This window comes from Ruegeria sp. YTSC325 (assembly GCF_059609525.1).
The window spans coordinates 13976-40428 of the sequence record NZ_JBXWLY010000013.1 but is presented as its reverse complement, the minus strand read 5'-3'; the positions used below and the strand labels follow the sequence as shown (position 1 = coordinate 40428).

The 26453-nt window shown below is 56.3% G+C and carries 17 protein-coding genes; 8 read left to right on the top strand and 9 right to left on the bottom strand.

Annotation, left to right across the window (positions count from 1 at the left end; all coding sequences use genetic code 11):
• The first annotated feature begins 3 nt into the window (after window positions 1–3).
• From AC2FF7_RS17095 to AC2FF7_RS17080, 4 genes are read left to right on the top strand one after another with little or no spacing between them, the layout of a single operon-like run.
• Window positions 4–2100: a hydantoinase/oxoprolinase family protein gene (locus AC2FF7_RS17095; protein WP_496906007.1), complete on the top strand. Its 2097-nt coding sequence runs from the start codon at window positions 4–6 to the stop codon at window positions 2098–2100.
• Window positions 2100–3749: a hydantoinase B/oxoprolinase family protein gene (locus AC2FF7_RS17090; RefSeq protein WP_480869713.1), complete on the top strand. Its 1650-nt coding sequence runs from the start codon at window positions 2100–2102 to the stop codon at window positions 3747–3749. Before AC2FF7_RS17095 ends, AC2FF7_RS17090 begins: the two co-directional genes overlap by 1 nt.
• Complete coding sequence (locus AC2FF7_RS17085) at window positions 3746–4828, top strand: pyridoxal phosphate-dependent aminotransferase (protein ID WP_496906006.1); 1083 nt, start codon at window positions 3746–3748, stop codon at window positions 4826–4828. The genes AC2FF7_RS17090 and AC2FF7_RS17085 overlap by 4 nt, the downstream gene beginning before the upstream one ends.
• Window positions 4825–5616 carry a maleate cis-trans isomerase family protein gene (locus tag AC2FF7_RS17080; protein WP_496906005.1) on the top strand — a complete coding sequence of 264 codons (792 nt, stop codon included), beginning with the start codon at window positions 4825–4827 and terminating at the stop codon, window positions 5614–5616. Before AC2FF7_RS17085 ends, AC2FF7_RS17080 begins: the two co-directional genes overlap by 4 nt.
• Here the strand turns inward: AC2FF7_RS17080 and AC2FF7_RS17075 are convergent.
• From AC2FF7_RS17075 to AC2FF7_RS17055, 5 genes are all read right to left on the bottom strand, one after another.
• Window positions 5579–6895 carry an HlyD family type I secretion periplasmic adaptor subunit gene (locus AC2FF7_RS17075; RefSeq protein ID WP_480869719.1) on the bottom strand — a complete coding sequence of 439 codons (1317 nt, stop codon included), beginning with the start codon at window positions 6893–6895 and terminating at the stop codon, window positions 5579–5581. The two genes, AC2FF7_RS17080 and AC2FF7_RS17075, sit on opposite strands and share 38 nt — an antisense overlap.
• On the bottom strand, window positions 6892–8634 hold the full coding sequence (locus AC2FF7_RS17070) for a type I secretion system permease/ATPase (RefSeq protein WP_496906004.1): 1743 nt from the start codon (window positions 8632–8634) through the stop codon (window positions 6892–6894). The genes AC2FF7_RS17075 and AC2FF7_RS17070 overlap by 4 nt, the downstream gene beginning before the upstream one ends.
• Before the next feature lie 94 nt (window positions 8635–8728).
• Window positions 8729–8977, bottom strand: a complete 249-nt coding sequence (locus tag AC2FF7_RS17065; protein WP_170356233.1) for a hypothetical protein — start codon at window positions 8975–8977, stop codon at window positions 8729–8731.
• A 65-nt stretch (window positions 8978–9042) separates the two neighbouring features.
• Window positions 9043–17925 (bottom strand): beta strand repeat-containing protein, encoded by an 8883-nt coding sequence (locus AC2FF7_RS17060; protein ID WP_496906003.1) that lies wholly within the window; start codon window positions 17923–17925, stop codon window positions 9043–9045.
• 78 nt (window positions 17926–18003) lie between these two features.
• Window positions 18004–18558 carry a toxin-activating lysine-acyltransferase gene (locus tag AC2FF7_RS17055; RefSeq protein WP_480869726.1) on the bottom strand — a complete coding sequence of 185 codons (555 nt, stop codon included), beginning with the start codon at window positions 18556–18558 and terminating at the stop codon, window positions 18004–18006.
• Window positions 18559–19043: 485 nt separating this feature from the next.
• On the opposite strand from AC2FF7_RS17055, the gene AC2FF7_RS17050 reads away from it, so the two are divergent.
• Window positions 19044–19925 carry a LysR family transcriptional regulator gene (locus AC2FF7_RS17050; RefSeq protein ID WP_496906002.1) on the top strand — a complete coding sequence of 294 codons (882 nt, stop codon included), beginning with the start codon at window positions 19044–19046 and terminating at the stop codon, window positions 19923–19925.
• 59 nt (window positions 19926–19984) lie between these two features.
• On the opposite strand, the gene queF is transcribed toward AC2FF7_RS17050, so the two are convergent.
• The 4 genes from queF to queC are packed head-to-tail and all read right to left on the bottom strand — an operon-like array spanning window position 19985 to window position 22228.
• Window positions 19985–20446, bottom strand: coding sequence for a preQ(1) synthase (gene queF, locus AC2FF7_RS17045; RefSeq protein ID WP_170756028.1), 462 nt, complete (start codon window positions 20444–20446; stop codon window positions 19985–19987).
• Between the two features lie 20 nt (window positions 20447–20466).
• Window positions 20467–21177 (bottom strand): 7-carboxy-7-deazaguanine synthase QueE, encoded by a 711-nt coding sequence (queE, locus tag AC2FF7_RS17040; protein ID WP_480869730.1) that lies wholly within the window; start codon window positions 21175–21177, stop codon window positions 20467–20469.
• Window positions 21174–21527, bottom strand: coding sequence for a 6-carboxytetrahydropterin synthase QueD (gene queD, locus AC2FF7_RS17035; protein ID WP_480869732.1), 354 nt, complete (start codon window positions 21525–21527; stop codon window positions 21174–21176). The genes queE and queD overlap by 4 nt, the downstream gene beginning before the upstream one ends.
• Window positions 21527–22228, bottom strand: a complete 702-nt coding sequence (queC, locus tag AC2FF7_RS17030) for a 7-cyano-7-deazaguanine synthase QueC (protein WP_496906001.1) — start codon at window positions 22226–22228, stop codon at window positions 21527–21529. The genes queD and queC overlap by 1 nt, the downstream gene beginning before the upstream one ends.
• A gap of 320 nt (window positions 22229–22548) precedes the next feature.
• Here queC and dctP point away from each other — a divergent pair, with 320 nt between their 5' ends.
• The 3 genes from dctP (at window position 22549) to AC2FF7_RS17015 (ending at window position 26414) form a co-directional block, all read left to right on the top strand.
• Window positions 22549–23649, top strand: a complete 1101-nt coding sequence (gene dctP, locus AC2FF7_RS17025) for a TRAP transporter substrate-binding protein DctP (protein WP_170356225.1) — start codon at window positions 22549–22551, stop codon at window positions 23647–23649.
• A gap of 74 nt (window positions 23650–23723) precedes the next feature.
• Window positions 23724–25055: a TRAP transporter small permease subunit gene (locus AC2FF7_RS17020; protein WP_480869737.1), complete on the top strand. Its 1332-nt coding sequence runs from the start codon at window positions 23724–23726 to the stop codon at window positions 25053–25055.
• 15 nt (window positions 25056–25070) lie between these two features.
• Window positions 25071–26414 carry a TRAP transporter large permease gene (locus tag AC2FF7_RS17015; RefSeq protein ID WP_496906000.1) on the top strand — a complete coding sequence of 448 codons (1344 nt, stop codon included), beginning with the start codon at window positions 25071–25073 and terminating at the stop codon, window positions 26412–26414.
• The last annotated feature ends 39 nt before the right edge of the window (window positions 26415–26453 follow it).

The following is a 26453-nucleotide window of genomic DNA, read 5'->3' as shown; positions in this document are numbered from 1 at the left end:
TGAATGAAACCTGAAAACGGCCTGCGTGTTGCAGTCGATATTGGTGGTACATTTACCGACACGGTCCTGGTCAACGCACATGACCAGATTTTGGCAACGACCAAAACGACCACGACACCCAGCAACCCCACTTTGGGCGCGCTGCAAGGTGTCCGGCGTGTTATGTCAGATGCCAACGCAAATTGGCGCGACATCACCGGATTTATTCACGGCACAACCCTTGCCACAAATGCGTTGATCGAACGGCGCGGTGCTCGGGTCGCGACCGTGACAACAGAAGGGTTTCGGGATATTCTGGAAATCGCCTATGAGCGCCGTTACAGCCAGTATGATATCAACCTGGTCAAGCCAGACCTGATCGTGCCGCGCACGCGCGCCTTTACAATCCGAGGGCGGATGGATGCGCGTGGCCGCGAACTGTCCGGGCTTGCAGAGGAGGATGTCACACGGCTTGTTCGCGACTTGTCCGACTGTGGCGCCGAGGCTCTCGCGATTTGCCTTTTGCATGCCTACGCCAATCCGGCGCATGAGATCAGGTTGCGGCAGCTTTTGTCCAAGGCTTTGCCAGAGGTGGCGATTTCCTTGTCGCATGAGGTCAGCCCCGAGGCGCGAGAATTCGATCGACTGTCGACAACCATTGCCAACGCGTATGTCCAGCCGCAGATGGCAGACTATTTGTCGGACTTTCAAACACGGTTTAACGCCGAAGGCTTAGATTGCCCTATTCTAATGATGACCGCAGGCGGAGGTATGACGACGCTCGAAACAGCGGCGCGCCTGCCTATCCGTTTGGTCGAGTCCGGCCCGGCCGGAGGCGCAATACTTGCGGCGCGGGTTGCCGCCGAGACGGACGAGCGGGAAGTTCTGAGCTTTGATATGGGCGGTACGACGGCCAAACTCTGCCTGATCGACGCCTTTCGCCCACAGACCGCGCGTAAATTCGAGATCGCCCGCGCGGCGCGTTTTATCAAGGGATCGGGTATGCCCGTTCGTATTCCGGTTATCGAAATGATCGAGATCGGCGCGGGCGGCGGTTCGATTGCCCATGTAGATCGTTTGGGGCGCCTGCATGTCGGCCCGCAAAGCGCTGGTTCTGAACCAGGCCCAGCGGCGTTTTCCAATGGCGGCACGCAGCCTACGGTCACTGATGCGGATGTGGCGCAAGGGTATATAGATCCGGACCGGTTTGCCGAAGGGCGTCTAAAAATAGACACGCACGCTGCGCACTGCGCTTTGGACCAGAGCATTGGAAAATCGTTGGGATTGGCGGCAGATCAGGCGGCGCTCGGTATTAGCGAAATCGTTGACGAAAACATGGCCAGCGCAGGCAGAATGCACGCTGTGGAGTCCGGCAAGGATTTAACTGCGCGCGTTATGATCGCCTTTGGCGGCAACGGGCCGTTACATGCCACCCGAGTAGCTCGGCGCGCGCAGGTCGACCGGATCGTTATTCCACACGACCCGGGCGTGGGCTCAGCGGTCGGGTTTCTGTTCGCACCGGTGTCATTCGAGATCATTCGCTCGCGTTACACAACACTCGATAAACTCGATTTGCAGGATCTCAACGCGTTTTTTGACCTGATGTTGCAAGAGGCCCGGTCTGTTGTTCGCAGCGGCGCCCCAACTGGCGCGCTAGTGCAACGAAGGCGGGCCTACATGCGGTATCACGGACAAGGTCACGAGATAGAAATTCAGCTGCCCAATAGGTCACTGCAAGAAGAAGACATTCCAGAACTGCACCATAGTTTCGAGAATGAATACATCAGACAGTTTAGCCGCGCAGTTCCGGGCATGCGCATCGAAATCATGAATTGGGGGCTTGAAGTCTCATCGCTTCCTCCCGCTTTAACACCCGCTGCGGCTTCGGCAAAAAAACGTCAAGCCAAGCCTCACGGCTTTCGGTCAATCCTGTGCGACGTCACTGGTGATTGGCGAAAGGCAGGTCTCTATGACCGCGCCACTCTGAAACCGGGTGATCATCTTGCAGGACCGGCTTTGATTATGGAACCGCAAACAACAACCTTGGTCAGCGCTGATTTCTCGGCGCGGTTGGACGAGGCCGGGAACATCTGGCTGGTCCGTAACGCTGGAGGATCATGATGAATCTGTCAGAAACAAGGTTGCAGGTCATGTGGAACCGCCTGTTGGCGGTTGTAGAAGAACAAGGACAAGCGCTGATCCGCGCCGCGTTTTCTCCGATCGTGCGAGAGTGTGGCGACATTTCGGCCGGGATATTCGATGTGCAGGGGCGGATGCTAGCGCAGGCCGTTACAGGAACCCCGGGGCATATCAACACGATGGCCGAAGCGGTGAAAACCCTGCGTGGCCGCTTTGCCGTGCAAGATATGCAGCCCGGCGACATCTACGTGACCAATGATCCCTGGATCGCATCTGGGCACCTGAACGATTTCCTGCTGATGATGCCTGTATTTCTGGATGATACGGTGATTGGTTTTACGGCCTGCACGTCTCATCTGGTCGATTTGGGCGGTCTGGGTATGGGGCCGGAAGGATCGGATGTTTACGACGAGGGGTTGCTTATTCCACCCTGCAAACTGGTAGAGGCCGGCACTGTCAACGCTCTGCTGATCGAGATCGTGAAGGCAAACTCACGTGAACCTGTTGCAAATGAAGGTGACATTTACGCCTTGATTGCATGCTGCGAGGCCGGAGCGGTTAGATTGTCTGGCATGATGCAAGAGTTCGGCATCAATCGGCTGGATGAATTGGCAAACTATATTATCGAAACATCGTATCGCGGCACGCTTGACGTCATCGCTGGATTGCCGAAAGGCACATGGCATAACGTACTGAAAGTAGACGGGTACGAGCGCGAGATTGAACTGCGCGCCGCCCTGACGATTGAGGCGGATAAGATCGTTCTGGATTTCAAGGGTACTTCGGGACTGTCCAGCAAGGGTATCAATGTACCCCTGAATTACGCGACCGCCTATTCGGTCTTTGCCCTGCGGTGCTTAATAGGCCCAGATATTCCCAACAATGCAGGATCATTGGCGGCTTTCCTCGTGTCGGGGCCGAAAGACTGCATTCTGAATGCGCAGCCGGGTGCGCCTGTTGCAATGCGTCACACGCTGGGCCAGATGACGCCGGATCTGGTGTATGGGTGCCTCGCGCAGGCCCTACCCGATCGCGTACCTGCCGAAGGCGCGTCGTGCATGTACGACCTGCCTTTGCGACATGCGCCCGAAGCGCCGCAGACCGGAGGCGAACAGTTCGCGCTTGAGTTGGTGTTCAGTGGTGGTACTGGCGCGAGACCCGGCTTGGATGGCCTCTCGGCAACTGCGTTCCCATCTGGGGTTTGGGGATCGCAGGTCGAAACGACCGAAGCGGTCGCACCAGTATTGATAACCCGACGAGAATTAAAACCAGATTCCGGCGGGGCGGGTCAAAGGCGGGGCGGTCTAGGGCAGCATATCGAGCTTCGATCCGCTTGTGACGCAGACCTGTTGCTGTTCCTTTCAGTGGAACGGGTTAAAAACCCAGCACGTGGGCGATCAGGTGGATTAGCAGGTGCCAATGGGCGCATTCGGATGGGCCACAATAGTTCTGACTTGCCAGGAAAAGGTCAGGTCCGAATACAGGCGGGTCAGACTCTTGTATTCGAAACACCGGGCGGCGGAGGTTTTGGATTACCCCAGGACCGTAGCCGAACCGAGGTTCTGCGTGACTTAGAGGCGGGTCTGATCACGGAGCAGTTCGCGCGTGACGTCTATGGGGTGGAAACATGATCCAACCAGTGTCGCATGTTTCAAGACTGTCGCCTTACGCGCTTGCTGAATTGAGCGATCTTGAAGGTAGGCGCTTAATATCCCTGGCGCAAAATGAAAGTCTGACACCGCCCAGTCCGCTGGCAGTTTCTGCCGCTGCTGGCGCTATGGAAGCAGGTCATCTTTATCCTGATCCCGATTGGCGTGATCTCCGCTCGGCACTGGCCGCGCTGCACGATCTGCCAGCCGCGTGGATATTATGTGGCAACGGGTCTATGGAGTTGATCTCATGTCTGGCCCAAGCCTACGCAGACGAAAACTGTTCGGTACTTGCACCGGCACATGCATATCCGTTTTTCAAAACCGCCGCACAAGTCGCGCGTGCACGTTTTGACACTGCCCCAGAAAAGTCGCGCGGAGTATGCGTTGATGCGCTGATCGACCATGTTCAACCCGACACACGTATCGTTTTTGTTGCCAATCCGGGAAATCCGACTGGTACCGTTATCCCGAAAGCAGATCTTGTGCGTTTGCGTGAGGCTCTTCCAGATCAGGTGTTACTGGTTGTTGACGAGGCTTACGGCGAATATGCGGACCATCTTAACGAGCCTATCTTTGATCTGGTCGAACGCGGTGACACGGTTGTTTTGCGGACGTTTTCCAAGGCCTACGGATTAGCGGGTATGCGGATCGGTTGGGGCGTGTTCCCTTTGGATATCGCGACACAGACCCGTAAGATTATGAATCCAAACAACATATCAGTGGCGGCTCAGGCTGCGGCGATAGGCGCGTTGAATGATCAGGACTATATGAAGGCCACTCGGTCAGCAACGATCCAACTGCGCGACGATTTCGCGACAAGACTACGCCGTGCGGGTTTCGAGGTTCCAGAAAGCTTCACCAATTTCGTGTTGATCCGCTTTGCAAACCCCCAAGATGCACGATCGGCCAATGATGCGCTTCGGGCCTACGGCATCATAGCACGTGGTCAGGCCGGGGCCGGCTTACCCGAATGCCTGCGGATCACTGTCGGCCAATCCGCCGAAATGGACCGCACGGCCCAACTGTTGGAAGCATGGATCGAAGGGGACACACCATGAAGCATTCCCGAGGGCTGGCTCGTTTCGGCATTCTTGTGCCCTTCACGAACACCAACCTTGAACCTGATATGTATTTGTTGCGCCCCGACGGGGTGTCGCTGCATTTCGCGAGAATGGGCGGTTATGATCAGGATGAGATTCCTGATGCCGAACAGATGCACGGCCTTGGAGCCGCAAATCTTGAAGAGCCGCTTCGTTTGCTCCAAGGGGTCCGGCCCGAGGTCATACTTTATGGATGCACATCTGCAACCCTGACCCATGGGTTCGCCTTTGACCGCACACTTGCGGCCCGGATTAAAGCCGAATGCGGAGCCGAGACTGTAACCGCTGCCGGAGCAATCGTGTTTGCACTGCGATCACTGGGCGCGAAAAATATCGGGTTTGCTTCGCCGTATGTCCCCGCAATCAACGACCTTGCCGTCAGTTTTTTGACCGAGGCCGGAATCCACACGGTCAACCGCTCGGAAGTCGCAAGTACGTTGGACAATTATGGACAGGGCACGATAGGCCCCCAAGCCGTGTTCGAACTTGGACGAGCTGCAGACCACCCGAAGGCTGATGCGATTGTTCTTTCCTGTACCGATATGCGCAGTGTCGAAGTTATCGACCAATTAGAACAGGCATTGGGCAAACCAATTGTCACGTCAAACCAAGCAATGATGTATCAGGCTCGGCACATCATGGGTCTTGCCAATTCTGTGCATGGGTATGGAAGGTTGCTGCAAACGACGGCGTCCGATCGCCCAGACACTAGTCACGAAATGCCTTCGCAAAATAGTCTGCCATAGGTTTGACCAAATACCCCAAAGGGCTGCGATCCGCGGTTCGGATGAAAGCTTCAACAGGCATGCCAGGTACAAGAATCGATCCTTCTGGCAGCCTTCGCGTTTCGCCTTCGTTCAATGTGATCTCGGCCCGGTAATATCGCAACTGACTGGTGTTATCCTCGAAAGCGTCTGCCGAAATTGTCACAACGCGACCGCTAAGTTCAGGTGTTTTGCGCTGATCCAGCGCTGGAAAACGCAGGGTGACCAGTTGGCCGATACTCAGCTTGTCAATATGAATAGCCTCAACTTGTGTGTTGATCACCAATGGTCGGTCCTGCGGCACAATGAACAGAACCGGATCCGCCTGTTGGACAACGGATTGCAGTGCAAAGACCTGCAGACTATACACTACGCCTGCGACCGGAGCCTTGATGTTAAGGCGAGCCAGACGATCCAAAAGAGCCCGGCGTTCTTCCCGCAAACCCAACTCACGAACCGTCAGGTCGCGCAACTGGGATATAGCATCTTCGCGCTGAGCAGTGGCGAGCTTGAGGATTTCGATTCCAATCTCGGTGATCCGCACCTCGGCTTCTGCCTTACGCGCCTTGAAGTCACCCATCTGGCCCGACAGGTTGGCATCTTCTCTTTGCAAGGCCAAAACACGAGACGCCTGCGCCAGGCCGCGATCCAGCAGCTCTTGCTGCCCGGCCAACTCTTGTGTGATTAATTCAAGCTGCCGGGACAGCGCCGCCTCCTGTGCCGCCAGACCATCTATCTGGTTCTTTATCTGATTGGCGCGCTTCTCAAGTTGGGCGATCTCGTTGCGCGTCGATGCCGCGCGCGCGGAAAACAGCCGCTTTTGACCCGCAATCAGATCCGCAGCATCTGAGTCTTTGGCCGCAGCTTCCGACAGAATAACGTCAAACCGGATGGATTCGCGCCCATCCCTTTCAGCTTCTAGCCGTCCGCGGCGGGCCATCAACTCATAGAGCTGGTTTTCAGCGATGGCCAACTCGGACTCCAAAGCGCTTGGATCCAGACGAATTAGGGTCTCACCTGCCCTGACCACGTCTCCTTCATCCACCAGAATTTCTGCCACCACGCCACCATCGGGGTGCTGAACCACCTGACGGTTCTGATCGACCTCAATCTGTCCGCTAGCGATGATCGCGCCCGAGATACGGGCAAGTACCGCCCAGGCGCCAAAACCTCCAAGTAACAGAAACAGTGTCAAAACGCCCAGAATTAACGGCCCCTTCGCGGACCATTGCCCGTTGTTTTGCTGAACCGGTCGGGTCACTGGACACCTCCCTGCGCATCTTTTCGGGCGACATCACTGCTGTTCCTGACCACTTTTCGCAAAACCTCGTCTCGGGGTCCAAAGGCCCGTACAGTTCCGCCATCCAACATCAACAACAGATCGCATTCTGCCAGAACCGCGGGCCGATGCGCGATAATCAACAGGGACTTGCCATCAGCCTTGAGCCCCCGGATCGCCTTGTTCACTGCTTCGCTTCCCTCATTGTCCAAGTTCGAGTTCGGCTCATCCAGAACAAGAATGACAGGATCGCTATACATCGCTCGGGCCAGACCAATGCGTTGAATCTGACCACCAGACAGACGATTGGCCGTGGCCCTGACAGGCGTGTCATAACCCCTTGGCAACTTAATGATCATTTCATGCGCATCCGCCTTACGCGCAGCTGATACCACCTTTTCAGCTTCGGGGTCCGGGGCCAGTTTAGCTATGTTCTCGGCGATTGTTCCGTCAAACAAGGTCACCTCCTGCGGAAGATACCCGATATGCGACCCCAGAACATCTGGCGTATACTGATCAAGACTGGCCCCATCCAACCGGATGTACCCCCCTGCAGAAGGCCATACGCCGGTTAACGCCCTTGCGAGGCTTGATTTACCAGCACCTGACGGACCGATCACCCCCACGGCTTGCCCTGGTGAAACAGCGAAGTTGACAGCTTTTAGGACGGCTTGCGTTTCACCGGGTGGAACAATGGTGAGGTTACGTATTTCAAGTCGAGCTTTCGGCGTTGGCAGCGGTGTTCGCTTTGTTTCGATTGGAACCGTTCCCAAAAGCTCGGCCAGTTGTCCCCAGCCTCGCATAGCAGCCTGAACCATTGGCCATTGACCGACGATCTGTTCGATAGGTGCAAGGGCACGGCCCATCAGGATCGAACCTGCAATCATTGCCCCTGGCGTCATCTGACCCCGTAGCACAAGCAGTGCGCCAAGCCCCAGCATTGCAGATTGTAAGAACAGTCGGAATGTCTTTGTCGTGGTGGTGAACGTCCCTCCAAGATCGGCCGAGCGCATATGTTCGGACAATGCGTTGTCACGTGCTTTGCTCCACCTTGTAAAGGCTGCGCCACGCATTCCCAGCGCCTGCACCATTTCGGCCTCATTTTGCATTTGGTCCGAGATGACTTGCGCCTCGACAGAAGCCCGGTTGGCCGCTTGACTAGGTGCGCGCGTGGTGACCTGGTTGATGACGGTTACTGCAATAAGAATGACCCCACCGACGAGGGCCAGTATGCCCAGCCAAGGGTGGAAAACCCAAATTCCAAGGAAAAATACCGGGGTCCAGGGCAGATCAAAAACCGCTCCGAAAACTGGTGACGAGAACAACCGCGAAATGGCAACCAGATCAGCTGGACCGGCAGTGTTATCTGATTTCCCCGGACCTGACGCCCTACGCAGCGCCGCATCAAAAACACGAGGATCAAGGTCGGATTGGAACCGCGCGCCTATTCGGCCCAAAAGTCGACCTCGCGCGTAGTCCAGCAATCCCATCATACCGTAGAGAAAGACCACCAGCACAGAGAGGGCGACCAGTGTCTCGACCGAGCGGCTACCCAAGACGCGATCATATACCTGGAGCATGTATAGCGGGCCAGTGAGCATCAACAGGTTCGCAAAAAAGCTGAAAATGGCGACACACCAAAACAGGCTGCGGCTTTGACGCCGTGCACCGCGCAATTCGGCGCGCCCCGCCTGAATCTGCCTGGCCTCTGAAGGTGCCATTTTTTGCCTCGTCTTTTCAGCGCCTTAAGCCAGAAGTATCTTCCTGGCTTTGCCAGAGCCCGTTGCCTGAAAGCCTATGAGAATCCAACTCAGCCTAGGCATCGGTTTCGGACGTTTTTTCCACGTGTTTGTAGATTTCTTTCTCTTCAAGCACCTTGATCATGGTTGAAATCTGCGCATGGCATTGCAGAAGCGCATGAAGCGACATGTTGATCATCAGGGTGTTTTCGCTTGCCGGAGCTTCCCCCTCGGTCGCGGATTTTTTCAGACACCCACAAGTGACACGTACCACTCCGTTGATCGTCGAGATATCCGTGATGCCATCAATATAAACGTGTTGCATTTAACGCTCCTTACGCAGAGGGATGTTAGTGGCCCGGCGCAGGACAACGCGCCGAGCCGGGGGGATCAGACAAAGACCAGATTGTCGCTACTGAGGATCGACAGATCGTCGTATATTGACGAAACTTCCTGGAAAGCACCGTTTTCGATACTGCGTGTTGCGGAAGTGTTACTGGCTGCAAGATCGGCCACGCCTTCACTGAGATACGCGATCGTTGCATCAACTCCGGACTGGATTGCGGCAACAACATCAAACTCGGTGAAAGGGTCTTGCGCATCAGTCGAGTTTGAAATGAGCTGCCCGAACGTGATCTCTGAGGTGCTGTCATGATCCACGACGCGGATTATGTCGTCACTGCCGAACTGGTTGATCTGCACCTGACCCAGCGAGGCCCCGTCAACCACAACGTCAATCGTGTCATCCGCATCCGAGAAGACAAGGTTGTCGGTAGCGATATCGGTGGTATCCCCGTTGGCAGTACGGAAGATCAGCACATCGACAAAAGCATCGTTGCTGAGAACCGATGCGGCGGACCCCGAGGCATCTCCTAGCACCCCGTTTTCGACGTCGTCGAAATAGGTGCCGAATGCTGCGTCATCGCCGTTGGACAATTGCGACAGACCTTCGCCTGTTGTCGCCGCCAGAGCAGATGCGCTGTCCTGCAGGTTGGTCTGAATCTGGTCGCTAACCACAAAGCGCCCGCTGCCCAGCGTATAGATATATTGGTCCGCGCCGCTGCCACCAAAGGCCACCGAGTTCCCAAAGCCCGCCACGAACACATCGCTATCCGCGCCGCCGTTCAGTACCGAGTTTTCGACAAAGCTGAAGACGCCGCCCAACGCGGCTGATCCGCTGACTTCGAAGGATTCCAGCACTGTATCCAGGGCGCCAACCACATTTGCCAGCGCTTCCGACACAACCGAAATCCCCGCGTTGAACAGGAAGTCCAACGTCCCGGTCCCGAAGTTCAGGAAGACGTCCTGATCGTCGCCACCATCCAGATATCCGTTGCCGATACCAAGGAACACATCGTTCCCAGAACCCCCAAGGCTAGCATAGCGCGCGCCGACGTTGATGATGGTGTCATCCCCAAGACCACCGGTTGTCAGGCTGGCCACACCTATGGTGATGCCGATATCATCACCCGACCCCAACGAGGTCAGGTTGCGCGATCCAGTGCTGACCACAAGATCATCGTCTCCGCCGGCCAATACTGTGTTATAGAGACCGGCAACAAAGATGCTGTCATTGCCTCCGTTGCCTTCGATCTTGTTGCGGCCACCCAAGGCAAAGATGATGTCATCGCCATTTAAGTCAGTCTGTTTGTCACCGTTGATTTCGGTTTTGACCCCCAACACAAGGGCAACGTCGCTGCCGCGCCCCAGATCGACGGTGTTCTCTTTACCAATGCTGACCACGATGTCGTTGCCGCCACCGGTGCCGGTGTCGTTTTTGACCCCGACGCTAAGAACTGTATCGTCACCGCCGCCGGTGCGGACCTTGTTTTCCGAGCCGATCGCGATGGCAATGTCGACGCCACCATTCAGATCATTGCCATTGTTGGACGAGTCGATGTCGTTCTTCTTGCCGATGGCGATCAGAATGTTGTCGTCGGTCACGCCGGGTTTGGGATCAGTGCCGCCGCGGACGGTGTTGGATTCCCCAATGGCAAAGACAATATCGTTGCCCGCCCCGCCATTCAGGCTGTTGGTCTTGCCCACGGCTAGCAGGATATCCGCACCAGCGCCTGCGTTGACAAAGTTGCGCTCGGTCCCGAACACGGCGGCGGCGTCATTGCCCGCGCCCAGATAGACACTGTTGGCTTTGCCAAGAACCAACGCCGCGTCGTCGCCTCCGCCGGTGTAGACACGGTTTTCGCGTCCACCGACCACTGCAATGTCACCTTCGCCGCCATCCGCATCGGTTTGCAGGAAGTTGTAGGTTTGGTTAAAGCTGCCAAACCGTTGTGCCCAGTTGACGCCAGCAACCGTGGGCAAGGCCAGTTCCGGGATCGTGAAGGTCTGTGCGCCCAGCGTCACCGCATCACGGCTGGCGAAGTCGTCCAGATCAAAATCGGAAATCTCCAGATACTCGGCCGGAATGTCGAATTCGGGGATCGACAGACCAAAGAACTCGCGTCCTCCCAAAATGGTGTCGATATCCGACAGGCCCGACAGATCTGCTCCGCCGATGGCAAAAGAGGGCACCGAGATTTCAGGCAGCGTAAAGGTTGGCAGACTGATTGTCGTGGGTTGAGCGGTTTCCGGCGCGGCTTCGGCAGGATTGACCTGAACGTCAAACTCATCCCCGGTCTGCAGTGCCTGATACCCACCATTGGCACTGCCCGTGAACGAAGGCGAATTGGTCAGATCGGTGCCGGTAAAGAAGGTGTTGTTGCCCCCGCTTGCAGGCCCGACATCGCCGCGCTGTTCGGTGTAGGCTTGGAATTCCGCATTGCCGCTGTTGGGGCTGAGGCGAATTCCGTTGGACGAGTTGAAGATGCCCGCCTTCCCGTCCGCGCTTTCGACGCCAACAAGGTCTTTGTAGACATTGCTGATTTCGGCGTAAGCGCTGGGGTTAAAGTCGATATCCAACGTGAAGTCGAAATCCAACCCGTCATCGCGGAACCCGAAATCTGACACATCGGGCAGCGACAAGCTGGGCAGAGCCTGCCCGGCGACCGTCAGGTCGGGGATCGTCAGGTCCGGCAGGCTGATTTCTGGCAGACCATAGGCGCCCAACTCACCATATTGGTAATCAGGCCGACTGCGCAGTTCCGGAATATCGGGAATATCCAGATTGATCTGCGGCGTGCTGAACCCCGGGATGTAGACATCCGGCACCCCTTCTGTCGAGAATTCGAGATCGGGAAACAGCACCGAAGCCGACCCCGATACCGCGATACCGGCTGTAAAGCTGGCTCCGATATCCTTGTCTTCGTATTTGGTGCTGACACCCGTGGCATTGGTCGTGTTGGTGGTAGAGCTGGTTGGTGTTTCCTGCGCAGTTTTTTCCGGCAGGCCCTTGGCTTTTCGATCAGCCGCATCCGCTGCGGCCTTGTCGGCCTCTTTCTTGTCTTTGACGCGCTTTTGGTAATCGGCGATCTCTTGCGGGTCGATCGTGATTTCATTGTCGGTCACAACAAAGTTGGTCTGACCAAAGGCAATCACAACGTCCGAGCCGCTGCCTGAAGCCACAAGGTTGAACTTGCCAAAGGCCGCAACAGTATCGTCACCGCTGGCTGTCAGCACGAAATTGTCCTTGCCCGCAGTCAGAACGGTATCGTCCCCGGCTTCGGTCAAAAGGATATTGTATTGGCCGACCGAGACGACAACGTCATCGCCAGTGCCTGAAAGGGCAAAGTTGCGCTGGCCTGCGATGGTGACAAAATCGTCATCGGCACCGGACAGAACCACGTTGGCCTGACCCGCGGCAATGATCGTGTCTTCGCCTGCCGCAGTCGAGATCGCGTTGTACCGGCCACCTGCATAAACCGTGTCGCTGTGCGATCCGGTGAAGACCACGTTGCTGTAGCCCAGCGTGATCACATCGTTGTTGCCATTGCCCAGCAACGAGACGTTGTTGCCACCCAGGATCAGCGCCTGATCGTTGTCGTCGCCACCCAGCACATAGTTGGTGACACCGGCCACTGCGATGCTGTTTGTGCCGCTGGCTGCGTTGACAAAGTTGAAGTTGCCAAGTGCAAAGATCGTGTCCTCGCCGTCGCCGCCCAGAACGATATTGCTCTGGCCAATGGTCAGCACGTTATTGGTGCCGCTGCCCAGGAACAGGAAGTTCGAGCCGCCGGTGATCACGATGTCATCGGTATCCCCTGCATTGCCGCCGCCCACGATCAGGTTTTGCCCCAGCGCCAGACCAGTCACGGTATTGTCGCCGGTGCCCAGCAGCAGGATGTTGTTTCCGCCGATCAGGTCGATCTCATCATCGCCGCTGCCGCCCCAATACGCGTTGAGCGAGCCGACAAGCTGCGCATCGTTGTTGCCATTACCGGCCACCACAAGGTTGGCATTGCCGATCGCGGTGATGTCGTCATCGCCTTCTCCGGCCTGCACAAGGTTGTGGCCGCCATAAGCCTTGATCTGGTTGTTGCCATTGCCCGCGATGACCACGTTGGCCAGGTTGGTCACGCTGGCCAGCGCGTTGATCAGAATGGACCCGGCCTGATCTTCTCCAAAGGCCGTGCCATCCGACGTTCCGAACAGGCCGCCGACCAGCCCGCTATCGTCGCTGGCGGCAGCGGCATCCACTGCAACAAGCGCTGCCAGGTTCAACAGGCTACCCGCAACGATGCGGTCACTGCCGCTACCGCTAACCACAAGGTTACCAACGCCGTAAGCCTGAATGTCATTGCCGGGCTCATCGGCTGCAGGCTGCGCTCCTTCGACGATACGCTCGACCCGCACATCGTCGATCAGCCCGCCCAGATGGGTGCTGTCGGTTGTGCGCAGCTCCAGCCGCGACGTATCCCCGGCCGCGCCCGAGACTTCGAATGTATAGGTCCGCCAATCCGTATGCGCCTCGGAAATCACTCCGACCTGTACGCCGTCCCACCAGACCTCGATCGCGTTATCCGCCCCGTTTGCGCCATCCCGTCCCCGGAAATTCAGCGAAATCTGGTAGGTCTCGCCCGAGCTGGTGTCGACATCCTGATAAACGCCCGAGCCAAATCCGCCGTTGACTGCACCGCCGGCCAGTTCAAGAGCAAACTCACCGTCGGCAGCAGCACCCAGACCAATTGTACTGGTTTTCAGGAACTCAGGCGTGCCAAAGGACGAGGACCAGCCATAGGGCAGAGACAGTCCGAAATTGGCATCGCCGTAGTTGCCGAACTCGAAACTGCCATTGGTAATCAGATTGTCACCCGCGCCCGGATTGCTCAGGCCAGCGGTCAGGTTTGCGTTCAGCTCGCCGGTCTCGACGACGCGCACATCGTCGATCAGCCCGCCCAGATGAGTGCTGTCATTTGCGCGCAGTTCCAGCCGCGACGTATCCCCGGCCGCGCCGTTCACGTCGAACGTGTAAGTCCGCCAGTCCGAATGCGCCTCGGAGATCACTCCGACCTTTGCGCCGTCCCACCAGACCTCGATGGCGTTGTCTGCCCCATTTGCACCATCCCGTCCCCGGAAATTCAGCGAGACCTGATAAGTGCTGCCCGAATTGGTGTCGACATCTTGGTAAATGCCCGAACCAAAGCCACCGTCGACCGCACCGCCGGCCAGTTCGATGATATAGTCGCCGTCGGCGGCATCTCCGTACCCTGCATTTGCCAGTTTAATGAACTCGGGTGTGCCGAAGGACGATGTCCAGCCGTCTGGCAGACCAAGACCGAAATTGGCATCGCCATAGTTACCTTGTTCAAAACTGCCGTTGGTCAGAAGGTTACCGTCGGTTGCTTGCGAATTCGCAACAACCCGTACGTTGTCAATGGCTCCGCCCAACAGGTCGGATGTTCCCGCCGCCCGGAATTCAAGACGTGATGTATCCTCCCCAGTGACCCGGAAAGTGTAGTCGCGCCAATCAGTGTGGGTATCTGCAACCGTCCCAACCAGTTGCCCGGCCCACCAAACCTCAATCGAGTTGCTTTCCGCAGACACCGTTGTCGTTCCGCGATAGCTGATGGTGATATCATATTCGAGACCAGCCCGCGTGTTTAGGTCCTGGTAAATTCCTGAATTCTCGGTTCCGTCCAATTCCAGAATGTGGTCACCATGGCCAGATGCGCTGTGGCCGAACTGGTTAATGCTGTCATTGATCAAGTTGGTGTTGTGGACTTCGAGTCGCCCAAAGGACTGTGTCCAGCCCGTCGGCACATAAAACGAAATGGCGGTATCTGCCTGTGTGCCCAGCTCGAACGACCCGTTCTGAACGATGTTTTCCGACAGGTCCTGCACGTTTTCAGCGGCGGTTGCATTGAAATCCGCATCCAACACGCCGTCACCGATGTCTCGGGTGCCCAGGATTTCATTCACGCGCACGTTGTCAACGGCTCCGCCCAGCAGATCCGAGTTGCCCGCTGCGCGCAGTTCCAGCCGCGAGGTGTCGCCGCCGGTGACCGCAAAGGAATAGTCACGCCAATCGGTATGGGTCGCGGCGATCTCGCCAACCTTTTCGCCATCCCACCAGACTTCGATCGTGTTGCTTTCCACCGACACGGTGGTCGTCCCGCGGTAGCTGAGCGTGATCTCGTAGGTCGCCCCGTCACGGGTGTCGATATCCTGGTACACACCCGAGTTCCGCGTGCCGTCCAGTTCCAGAATGTGCCGTCCGCTGCCCGAAGCCGAGAACCCATACGGGCTGACCTGATCGTTAAAGATCGAAGTGTCGTGAATTTCCAACTGGCCGAAGGATTGCGTCCAGCCATCAGGGACGCGGAAAAAAATACCGGTTCCGATATCGGTGCCAAGCTCGAACGAGCCGTTCTCGACCAGATTTGCGCCGCGATCCGAATTGGTGACCACCTGCGCGCGAGTGTTCAGGCTGGAATCTCCGTTGCCCGCGAGGATGATGTTCAGACCCCCTGCGGCGAAGATGTTGTTTTCGCCATCCCCTACCGCGATGATGTTGAGGCCACCGCCGGCGACGACTTCGTTGTTTCCATCCCCGAGGAAAACGGCATTGGCGCCGCCAAAGGCGTCTACATCGTTGTTGCCGTGGCCCGACAGAACCACGTTTGCGCCGCCATAAGCGTCGATCACGTTGTTGCCGTAGCCTGCTTGTACGACGTTCAGGCCACCCGCGACCTCGACCTGATTGTGGCCATGCCCGGCATGGACCACGTTGACCCCGCCATAGGCGGTGACAATGTCATTGCCATCACCGCTGTCAATTTCTTGTCCGCCTACGCCCAAGGACCAGATACGGTCATTGCCTGACCCGGTTTCCGCCGAAAAGCCAAAGCCCTTTGCGGTGATGATATTGTCACCGTTGCCCGCGTTCAGATCCGCGCCCAAAGCGTTGACCACGAACGTGTCGTCGCCATCGCCCACCGTGATGTTGCCACCAACTGCATTCAGTTCGACAACGTTGTTTCCCTCGCCCAGGTTCAGCAAGCCAACAGCAGCCCCAACAAACGCGGTGTCATCGCCATCGCCCGCAGTCAGGCTTGCGCCTGCGGCTTGAACGTCAAAGAAGTTGTTCCCATGACCTGCGTCGATCGAGGCTCCGACCACCCGCGCAAGGATCGTGTCGTCGCCAGACCCGACTCGGATAGATCCTCCGATGGCGTGCAACTCGATCGTATTGTTGCCCTCACCCAAATCCAGAACACCAACAGCGGCACCAACATAAGCGCTGTCATTCCCGCTGCCTGCAGTCAGGTTTGCCCCCAACGCGCGCACGTCGAAATGGTTGTTGCCCTCACCGGCGTCAATGCCGACACCCACAGCGTTCACATAGATTCTGTCGTTGCCCCCACCAACGGTGATATCGCCTGCAAACCCGTTGAAATGGATCGAGTTATCCCCTTCGCCAGCATTCAGGCGGACACCCGCTGCGTTGACGTGAACCGTATCATTGCCGCTGCCCACCGATATATCCCCGGCAAAGCCGTTGAAACGAATGGTGTTGTTGCCTTCGCCCGCGTTGATCGCAGCACCTGCCGCGTTGACGTTGATTGTATCGTCGCCGGACCCAACCGTGACCGAGCCAACCCCCACGTTGAAATTCACTGTGTTGTGACCATCGCCAAGGCTGGCGTAACCGATGGCAGCATCAACTGTCAGCGTATCGTTGCCCGACCCGGCAACAACGCCCACACCGACCCCACTGGCGGTAATCGTGTTGTGGCCGCTGCCTGCATCAATATAGGCATCCGCTCCACGGGCAATGATCGTGTCGTCGCCTGCCCCTGCATAAACATTGATCTTAAACGCTCCGGTCGAGTCGATATAGTCGTTCCCGCCATGCGTGTAGATATAAGATCCACCAGCCCCTGCAATGACAGTATCATCGGTGTTGCCATAGGTGTTGACTGTCGCCTCGAACCCGCCCGCAGTGGTGATGTGGTTGGTTCCCGTGCCGCCATGCACGGTGATATCGGCGCTGAACTCGGCCGTCGAGTGAATACGGGTGGTGTTGCGTCCGACCAAATGCAGCGCCACGTCATCCACATCGGTCAATGTGATATTGTTTTCGCCATAGCCATGGGTGTTGATGTCTATATCAGTGGCGTTGTTGACACTGATGGTGTTGAACCCGCCGCGAATATCCAAGTCTAGGTCAAAGATATCGTCTACGTTCAGGGTGTTGCTGCCGCCGTAGATATCAACGTCAGAATTTGCGAACGAGATCCCGTTCTCAGCGACGTTAAATAGATTCAAGGTGTTGTTGCCGCCGCGAATATCGACGGTCACAAACTCTACATCGTTGAGGTAAACATAGTTGTCACCGCCCGAGATATAGAGGCGTTCGATATCGAAGGCGTCGATGATTGTGATCGTCTGACCACCCCCATAGGCATCCAGCCATACATCATCAACGTCGTAAGCATATAGAGAGTTATAGTTGCCCCAAAGGTCGACATCGATATTCCAGAAGTCGACAATACTGATATTGTTGTTCCCATTGACGCCATTGTCATGAAACCACAGCTCCAGGTTGAAGCCGTCCACAAGGTTAACGTCAGACCCGGATGTCCACAGCTCGATATTGGCGTCGGCCTGCGAGATATTATCTTCACGAATACGGCTGATATCAATGTCCAGGTTGTTGCCCCGGGCGTCAAAATTGTAAATGTATTCAACATCATCCAGATAGATGATGTTGTTGTCACCATGGATGATCAGGTTCTCGATGTCGAAAGTGTTGGTGATCCTGATGGTGCTGTTGCTGCCGTAGTGTTCAACATAAATATCGCCCACGTCGTCGATATGCGCGTAGCGGCCGTTGTCGTAGGTCGTGCTGTAGAATGACTCGTAGGAAGAACCCATTATACCGTATCCCTTTTCTTAACGCTCTGGACGGGTGAGCAGCATCACCGCAGCCAGGCCGTGTCCGTGGTGTGTTGTTTAGTTTCGAATGATGTGGAACTTGGCGACGCGGATATCGCGCCCTTGATTTCTAACTCTGTGCGCCAAAACAAACTGAACGTCGGGAAACGTGTCGCGCACGAAGTCATGCATCACCCGAGTCATTTTTCGAGTACCCCCATAAGGCGCTGCGAATTCCATAAACCAAAGGTTACTGCCCGAATTCCAATCCTCAGGCCGCAGCTCAAACGGCCCCTGGTGCCTCATTTTTTCGCTCAACTCGTCGGACAACCAGGCGTAACTCAGAATGCCAAATGGCTTTCCATTCCGATCCTTAAAAATACGACCTTGACCAATGCTTATCGGAAAGAGGAAACGTTCACCCAAGTGCCGAAGGGGCATCCGTGCGTAGTGGGGCGAACGGGACAATACCAAGCAAATCTCTCCAATTTGCTGGCATTTAAATCTCTCGTTCTCGCCGTATTTTCCCGCCGCATTCGAATTGGAACCGCTAATTAAAGACGGTCCTTCATTTGAAGAATAACCAGTTATTTCACCATCTCTGTGCTGGTTCATATTCTGCATAACCGTCATCTTCTTCTCCACCCAGGTGACCACATATGCTCTCCACAACTTTGTGAAAGAAAAGTGGCGTAGATTTTAGGCAAGACTTTACGAAGCAACTGCAGCAGTCAAATTCGAAAGTTGAATGAGGTATTGAAAAAACTTTAACCCAGCCCCAGACATCAAAAACTTTGCTTGTCTTTGCTTTCCGGCTCGGAGGAGTTGCAGTCTAACTATATGATAAGTTTATGTTTATAATTATTTTGAATTTTTTTTCGATTGCACGTGAATATATATTGGTTCTCGCGTGTTTATTTATTTGCGCAAAGTAGTTTGATCTGTTTTAGGGCTATATTGACCGCTTCCTTGAAAAGAAAAAAGGATCATTTTGGAACTATATTAGCGTAATTGGGGTGGAGAAAGACATGAACACAATACCGCATAGTTTTACTTATAATATCCAAATGTTTTTTTATTCGTCTTTCTAGATCACATCCCTATCAGGAAATAAAAAGATGCCAATATCGACTGACCTCGTAAAAGCGTTTGTGACCTTGTGTCAGGTGAAGTCATATTCAGAAACCGCAAAGATGCTCCGACGGTCTCAGCCTACGATCAGCAATCGGATTCGCTTGCTGGAAAATCAAGTTGGATTTGCACTGTTCAAGGATAAGACACCGCACTCGGGGCTGAGCGCGCAGGCCGAGCTGTTGTATCAACGATGCCTTTCGATCCAGAATGAGTTGGATCAGATCTCGGTTCTGACGCAAACCCAAGTCGGGAAAGTCATCCGGATCGGTGTGTCCGCCAGCCTGGAAAACTTGTGCTCGAGCTCAGCGATCGCAAGCCTCGGTTTGGGCCGGGCTGACACGACACTTTCAATCCCGACAGATGACACGGAAAACCTGCTGGCTTCCGTGGAAAAGGGCAATTTGGATGCGTGCTATATTTGCAATCGTGAGGTGCCCAGCCCGCTGACCCAAAAAAGTTGGCCATTTGACGTTCGCTGGGTCGCGGCCAAGTCTGTCGATGTAGATGACCTTCTGGCGCGTCCCATTGTCCCTATCGTTGGTTGGCACGAACAATGGCAGCCGGCGCAGATTTTCTCGGCGTATTTCGAAAAATCATCATACAGGTTTCGGCCGATCTACCAGACTCAAAACCTGAGCAACTATCTGAATGCGGTGCAAGCTGGCGTTGGGTTGGGGTATGTAGGGGATATATTTCTTCACAATCTGCCTGTGGCCAGTGACCTGCACTACATTGACGATAGGCTCAAACCTTTCGGTCAATTCTATATTCATCGCCTAAACCAAGCTGAGCCTGCGGCAAATCTGCGTCGAGTGCTAAGCATTATTGACAGCCATCTGGATCGTCTAGCCACAACCACGCTGTGAATTCTCAGGAGTACAAGCGCCACGGAGCGCTTGGGTATTCCGTGGCGCGTGTCTGGCAACTAGCCGCGTCCGCGATAAGGAGGCACGCCTTGATCGGGAATCCAGACATGGTTTGGAGTGGCTCCGGTCTGCCAGAATACGTCAATGGGGATGCCGCCGCGCGGATACCAGTACCCACCAATCCGCAGCCAGCGCGGGTTCAGAAAATCAACCAAACGACGTGCGATGGATACTGTGCAGTCTTCATGAAACGCACCGTGATTGCGGAACGAGCCCAGAAACAGCTTCAACGATTTTGATTCAACCAGCCAATCACCAGGCACATAGTCGATCACCAAGTGCGCGAAATCCGGCTGCCCCGTCATCGGACACAGCGAGGTAAACTCGGGCGCAGTGAACCGCACGCAATAGTCGATATCGGCCTGCGGGTTCTGTACCCGTTCCAGTTCTGCCGCCTCGGGCGAGGTAGGCAGTTCGGTTTTCCCGCCCAATTGGGTCAGATCGCTGTAGATGGTTTCCATTGTCTTCTCCTGATGGGGTTTCAGACCCCGCGTTTGTTGCCCCACAAAAGGACATGCAGTTGCGGCAGCACCCGAGGGGTGAACCAGCCATCTGCGGTGACTTTATCGACCAGCCACAACAGCCGGTCCGACAGGATTTGCGGATCGACAGGCTGAGTGGGGTCGACCGTCTCATTGCCCGGCTGTAGATACAGTGGCAGCGCCGGATAGCGATCCGCCGCGGCACGGGCCCAAGCGTAGTCACGCTCGTCAAAGATCACGATTTTCATCACTGTTTTGGGGCCGTTTCCAGCAGCCAACAAGCAGGCGTCGAACGCAGCCCAATCTACCGTCTCCCCACTGGAGGGCGGTTTGGGACTAAGAACCAGCGTATCCAGTTCGCTGAACCACGGTTTTGCGATGGAGCCCTGCGTCTCGCAGGCGAACCGATAACCCTCTGTCCGTCCCAACGTGATCAGAGGGGCAAAGTCCTGAATGGCAGGGTTGCCACCCGACAGCGAAACGGTCAAAGGCCGCCCGCCCGACAGGTCGCGCACCCGGCTCCAGACTGCATCCGTGGTCATCGCCGCCCAGTCATGACGATAGGCAGTATCAACCGCATGCAGGCTGTCGCACCAGCTGCACCGGTAATCGCACCCGCCGGTGCGCACGAATACAGTTGGTTCACCGATCAGCGCGCCTTCGCCCTGAATCGTGGGGCCGAAAATCTCGGCAATGCGTAGGCGGGTCATGGGCGATACTCGGCCCATGTTTTCGGCGTTTCGCTGACCCGTACGGCGGCGGTCTCCGGCCAGCGGGCGGCGCACCAGTCATAGAAATGCCGCGCCATGTTTTCAGCCGTGGTCAGGATGTTCATCACATCGTTCAGATGGCGATGATCGAACGTCTCGTCGATATAAGCCTTGAGCGGCTTCAGCTCGCCATAGTCGCGGACAAACCCGTCGGCGTTCAGGTCCTTGGCAGCCAGTTCAACCTCGACGATGTAATTGTGACCGTGCATCCGCGCGCATTGGTGATCGTCGGGCAGATGGGTCAGCTGGTGCGAGGCAGAAAAGCGGAATTCCTTGGTAATCCGGTACATCAGGCGCTTTCCTTCTGTGCCGTGGCGGCCACCCAGAAATCGGGGTCGTCATAGATGGTTGGGTCGGGGATACCCGCCAGATGGAACGCCTCGCGCCGTTCGACGCAGGTGCCGCAGCGCCCGCAGTGATTGTCACCACCCTTGTAGCAAGACCATGTCTGCGCAAAGGGGGTGTTCACACGCGCGCCCTCGGTCACGATGTCGGCTTTACTGCGATGCACGAACGGCGTGAACAGCGATACATCGGCATAGCCGTCCAGCGCCAGTTTCTGCATCGCTTCAAAAGCCTCGGTGAAGGCGGGGCGACAATCGGGATAGATAAAGTGATCCCCACCGTGCACTGCAGTGGCCACGGCATCCGCCCCACGGGCGGCGGCGGCACCGAATGCAACGGTCAGCATGATGGCATTGCGGTTGGGCACCACGGTCACTTTCATGCCGTCTTCGGCATAGTGCCCGTCAGGCACATCCACATCATCGGTCAGCGCCGAACCGGTCAGAACCGCCCCAACGGGGCGCAGGTCGATGATGTCATGGGGAACGCCAAGGCGCAGCGCGCATAGCGCAGCATAGTCCAGCTCTTTGCGGTGACGCTGGCCATAGTCGAAAGAGATCAGGCCCGCCAATTCGTGATCCTGCGCAACCATATGCGCCAAAGATACCGAATCCAGCCCGCCCGAGCAGATTACGATCGTTTTCATATTTTGAACCCTTGTTTTGTTACCCGGGTAGGCTGCGACCGGGATGTGCCCTGTTATACAGGGGCCTTAGACTTGGCAAGCGGCAACGAAACACCCAATCCACACTGTCGCACACGTTTTCGGCATAGCTATTGGTCGCGTCGTCTACGCCGGGCGGAATGCCCGAATGTAATCGATAGCAAAGCCCTCAGTTCTTCACACGACAGTGAGCAAAGCGCTAATTGGAAAAAAAATATTACCAATTTCTGGCTCACAGGTTATGCTATCCTCGCATCGACATGGCCTGACATGTGCATGGCGATGATCAATGGGAGGAAGAAATGACCAAAAAGCTCATCACGCGCCGCAGCGCGTTTAGAACTATTGCAGGTGCAAGTGCGGCCACGCTGGCGGCCCCTCATATCGCGACCGCAGCGGGTGAAACCACCACCTGGAAGATACAAACATCCTGGCCCGGGGGCATCGGGTTGCAGACGTTCAAAGACTGGTGCGCTACGATCGAAGAAAAAACCGGCGGTGAGCTGGCCTTCCAGGCCTTTGGCGCCAATGACGTGGTTGGGGATTTCCAACTGGCCGACGCGGTGAAGAACGGTGTGCTGGACGCTATCAACCCGTTCACCATCTACTATCAGGGCATCATCCCTGCCGCCGTTTTCCTCAGCTCATACCCGCTGGGGTTGCGTCAGCCGCATGAATATGACACGTTCTATTACGGTCTGGGCGGCATCGACATCGCGCGCGAGCTGCTGGGCCGTCAGGGTCTGCACTTTGTGGGGCCGGTGCATCACGGGCCGAACATCATCCACTCGAAGGTTCCGATCCGCTCGGTTGACGACTTCGCGGGCCGCAAGATGCGCCTGCCAGGCGGTATGGTTGCCGAGGTTTTCTCGGAACTGGGTGCTGAGACAACCGTTCTACCGGGCTCGGAAATCTTCCCGGCGCTGGAAAAGGGCACTATCGACGTGGCCGACTTTGTGGGCCCCGCCGTGAACCACGCCTTGGGCTTCAGCCAGGTGACGGACTATATCGTCATGGGCCCTCCGGGCTTTATGTCAGTTTATCAGCCGGTCGACATCATGGACATCACCGTGGGCAAGGCCGCGTGGGACAAGCTGAGCCCACAGATGCAGGAATTCGTGGAAATGGAAACCCACGTCTATTCGGATTTGCACCACGCCGCCATTCAGGCCGCCGACCAGGAAGCTTGGAAAAAATTCGAAGCGGAAGGCACCGAGATCACTCGCTTGTCGCAGGACGATGTCGAGCTGATGACCGAGGTCGCCGTGCCGATCTGGTTCAAATATGCCAACCGCGACAAAGATGCGGCGCGGGTCTTCAAGATCCAACTTGACTACATGATGTCGGGTTCCTTGGGCTATGTGACGCCTGAAATGATCGAAGGCTATACGCTGGACCTGTAGTCCGCTGAAGCCTAACCAAAAGTCCGCGCGAATTTCGCGCGGGCATGCCTTTTCCTTGGAATTCGGAACGTACTATGCCGAGCGTCGATTTCACGCTGCCGCACTGGCTATATTGGGTCGGGCTGATCGCCTTTCCGGCCCTGGCCATGGTGCTGGCACGCAAAGCCCAACCTGAACAGCGCACCTACGGGTTACCGTTGGGCTATCTGATCCTTGTCACCGGAGGAATGCTGGGCCTGCACCGCTTTTACTTGCGCAGCTTGCTGGGGTTGGTCTATCTGCCAGTTTTCCTGCTGATCCTCTACGCCAATGGCGAAGAGCGAACGGCCCGCAACGAATTCTCGAATGCGGTCAATATCGTCCGTCAGGCCGAGCGTACGATCACGCGCGAAGCCGAACGGGTTGCAACCGCCGAGGAAGGGCTGGAAGAACTGCGCGCCGCCGCCGAGTCTGCGCAGGATGGGACAGCATTGCAAAAACGCCGAGCCGAGCGTGCTCTGGAGCGGGCCGAGAAGGCCATTGAAACCGGGCGCGAACGTCTGGCCGAATCCGAAACCGCCCTAGCCGAGGCGCAACCTCTGGCCGAGGCCAGCGGTGCAAACCGCGCTTTGTGGAGTTCGGTAGCACGTTATGCGTTCTATGCAATTCTGGCCTTTATGGCGATCGATGCTCTAATGCTACCGCGACTAGTGGCAAGTGCGCGCGCCAAGGCTGCTGCGGATCCGCATGAGCCTGAAATGGAGATTGATGAAGAAACTGCTGCACGGGCTGCAGAAATGGACCCCGGTGCACGCAAGGCGGACCAGGATTATGCCGAGAACTGGATTGACCGCCTGTCTCTCTATGCAGGTGAGTTCGTCAGCTATTGGGCCGTAATCGCGGTATTCGTCTACTACTACGAAGTGATCGTCCGCTATGTGTTCAACGCCCCCACAAACTGGGCGCATGAATCCATGTATCTGATGTTCGGGATGCAGTACCTGATCGCCGGGTCCTATGCGATGCTGACCGAAAGCCATGTGCGTGTGGACATCTTCTATGCACCGCTGACCAAGCCGAAACGGGCGTGGGCGGACCTGTTCACCTCGGTCTTCTTCTTCATCTTCGCCGGAACCCTGCTGGTGACGTCCTACATCTTCGCGATGGATGCGATTGCGGTTCCGACCGGCAACTCGGTCGTCTCGGACTGGGCGCGCGGAGAGATGAGCTTTTTCCAGATGTTCGGAGCGCTGACTTTTGGCGATTGGACCGATCCGAATATTCGCTGGGGTGAGATCAGCTTTAACGAATGGGAAATCCCGCTGTGGCCAATGAAATGGATGATGGTCGTGGGCGCGGTTCTGTTGATTTTGCAAGGGGTGTCGAAACTGTCCAAAGACATCCGAACGATTGCACGGGGGTACTGACCGATGGGTCTTGATATGTCCATCGAGCTGTTGACGCTCGTTATGTTCGGCTCGCTGCTGGTTCTGCTAATGGCAGGCCTGCCGCTGGCCTTTGTGACCGGAGGCCTGGCCTGTGTCTTCCTGTTCGTTCTGGGGGATGCGCGTGCACTGAACATTGTGCCCAGTCGGATTTTCCCGCTCATGACGAACTATCAGCTATCCGCAATTCCACTTTTCATCTTTATGGCCTCGATGTTGGAAAGGGCCGGGATCATCAACGACATGTTCGATGTGATCTACAAGGTGCTCGGTGGGCTTAAAGGTGGTCTGGCTGCGGCAACAATCATCGCCTCGACCGTTCTGGCGGCGATGGTGGGTGTGATCGGCGCAGCTGTGGTGACGATGGGCATCATCGCCCTGCCCGCCATGCTGAAACGCGGCTATGACACAAAGATCGCCATGGGTTCGATCATGGCCGGGGGGACGTTGGGCATCCTGATCCCGCCCTCAATTCTGGCCATTATCTACGCCGTTGTTGCCGAACAATCGGTTGGGGAGCTGTTCATCGGCGCGGTCATTCCCGGCCTGATGCTGTCGGGTATGTACATCATCTATGTGGTGGTGCGGTCCTATATCAACCCGGTTCTTGGCCCGCCAATCCCGGTTGACGAGCGTATCTCGAACCGAGAAAAAATGCGCCTGCTGGGCAAGATGTCCGCGCCCATTGCGCTGATCGTAATTGTTCTGGGCGTGATCTTCTCGGGCGTTGCAACCCCGGTTGAGGCGGCGGGTATCGGCACCTTCGGCGCCTTCATCGTGGCCGCGATCCACAACAAACTGGACTGGCCCACAGTGCGCGAGGCATGTCTGACCACGCTGAAAGCCTCGGCTATGGTGATTTGGATCATGTTCGGTGCAACGATCTTTGTGGGACTTTACGTTCTGGAAGGCGGTCAGCAATTCGTCCAAGAGACGATGCAAGGCGCGGGTCTGGGCCCTTGGGGTATCCTGATCGTGATGCAGATTCTGCTGGTGGTTCTGGGCATGTTCTTGGACTGGGTCGGCATCCTGTTGCTGTGTGTCCCGATCTTTGTACCGATCATCAAGGCGCTGGGGGCGGCTGCCTTTGGGTTTGATGACCCCAATGATTTGGTCTTGTGGTTCGGAGTTCTGTATCTTGTGAACATGCAGATGAGCTTTTTGTCACCACCTTTCGGCTATGCGCTGTTCTACTTGCGCGGTGTAGCGCCACCGTCGATCCCAATGACGGACATTTTTAAAGCCGCCTTGCCGTTCTTGTTCCTTCAAATTGTCGGGTTGGTGATCTGTATGCTGTTCCCTTGGGTGGTGACCTGGTTACCAAGCATTGTTTACGGATAGACGTCAGGCGCGGGCAGAGTAAAATCTCTGCCCGCGGGC

Bases quoted from the DNA above. Each gene is read 5' to 3' on its own strand.
- AC2FF7_RS17060 (WP_496906003.1), bottom strand. From the start codon at position 17,925: ATGGGTTCTTCCTACGAGTCATTCTACAGCACGACCTACGACAACGGC.
- AC2FF7_RS17020 (WP_480869737.1), top strand. From the start codon at position 23,724: ATGCCGAGCGTCGATTTCACGCTGCCGCACTGGCTATATTGGGTCGGG.
- queF (WP_170756028.1), bottom strand. From the start codon at position 20,446: ATGGAAACCATCTACAGCGATCTGACCCAATTGGGCGGGAAAACCGAA.
- AC2FF7_RS17015 (WP_496906000.1), top strand. From the start codon at position 25,071: ATGTCCATCGAGCTGTTGACGCTCGTTATGTTCGGCTCGCTGCTGGTT.
- AC2FF7_RS17095 (WP_496906007.1), top strand. From the start codon at position 4: ATGAAACCTGAAAACGGCCTGCGTGTTGCAGTCGATATTGGTGGTACA.
- queE (WP_480869730.1), bottom strand. From the start codon at position 21,177: ATGACCCGCCTACGCATTGCCGAGATTTTCGGCCCCACGATTCAGGGC.
- AC2FF7_RS17080 (WP_496906005.1), top strand. From the start codon at position 4,825: ATGAAGCATTCCCGAGGGCTGGCTCGTTTCGGCATTCTTGTGCCCTTC.
- AC2FF7_RS17055 (WP_480869726.1), bottom strand. From the start codon at position 18,558: ATGACGGTTATGCAGAATATGAACCAGCACAGAGATGGTGAAATAACT.
- AC2FF7_RS17065 (WP_170356233.1), bottom strand. From the start codon at position 8,977: ATGCAACACGTTTATATTGATGGCATCACGGATATCTCGACGATCAAC.
- AC2FF7_RS17090 (WP_480869713.1), top strand. From the start codon at position 2,100: ATGAATCTGTCAGAAACAAGGTTGCAGGTCATGTGGAACCGCCTGTTG.
- AC2FF7_RS17085 (WP_496906006.1), top strand. From the start codon at position 3,746: ATGATCCAACCAGTGTCGCATGTTTCAAGACTGTCGCCTTACGCGCTT.
- AC2FF7_RS17070 (WP_496906004.1), bottom strand. From the start codon at position 8,634: ATGGCACCTTCAGAGGCCAGGCAGATTCAGGCGGGGCGCGCCGAATTG.
- queC (WP_496906001.1), bottom strand. From the start codon at position 22,228: ATGAAAACGATCGTAATCTGCTCGGGCGGGCTGGATTCGGTATCTTTG.
- AC2FF7_RS17050 (WP_496906002.1), top strand. From the start codon at position 19,044: ATGCCAATATCGACTGACCTCGTAAAAGCGTTTGTGACCTTGTGTCAG.
- queD (WP_480869732.1), bottom strand. From the start codon at position 21,527: ATGTACCGGATTACCAAGGAATTCCGCTTTTCTGCCTCGCACCAGCTG.
- dctP (WP_170356225.1), top strand. From the start codon at position 22,549: ATGACCAAAAAGCTCATCACGCGCCGCAGCGCGTTTAGAACTATTGCA.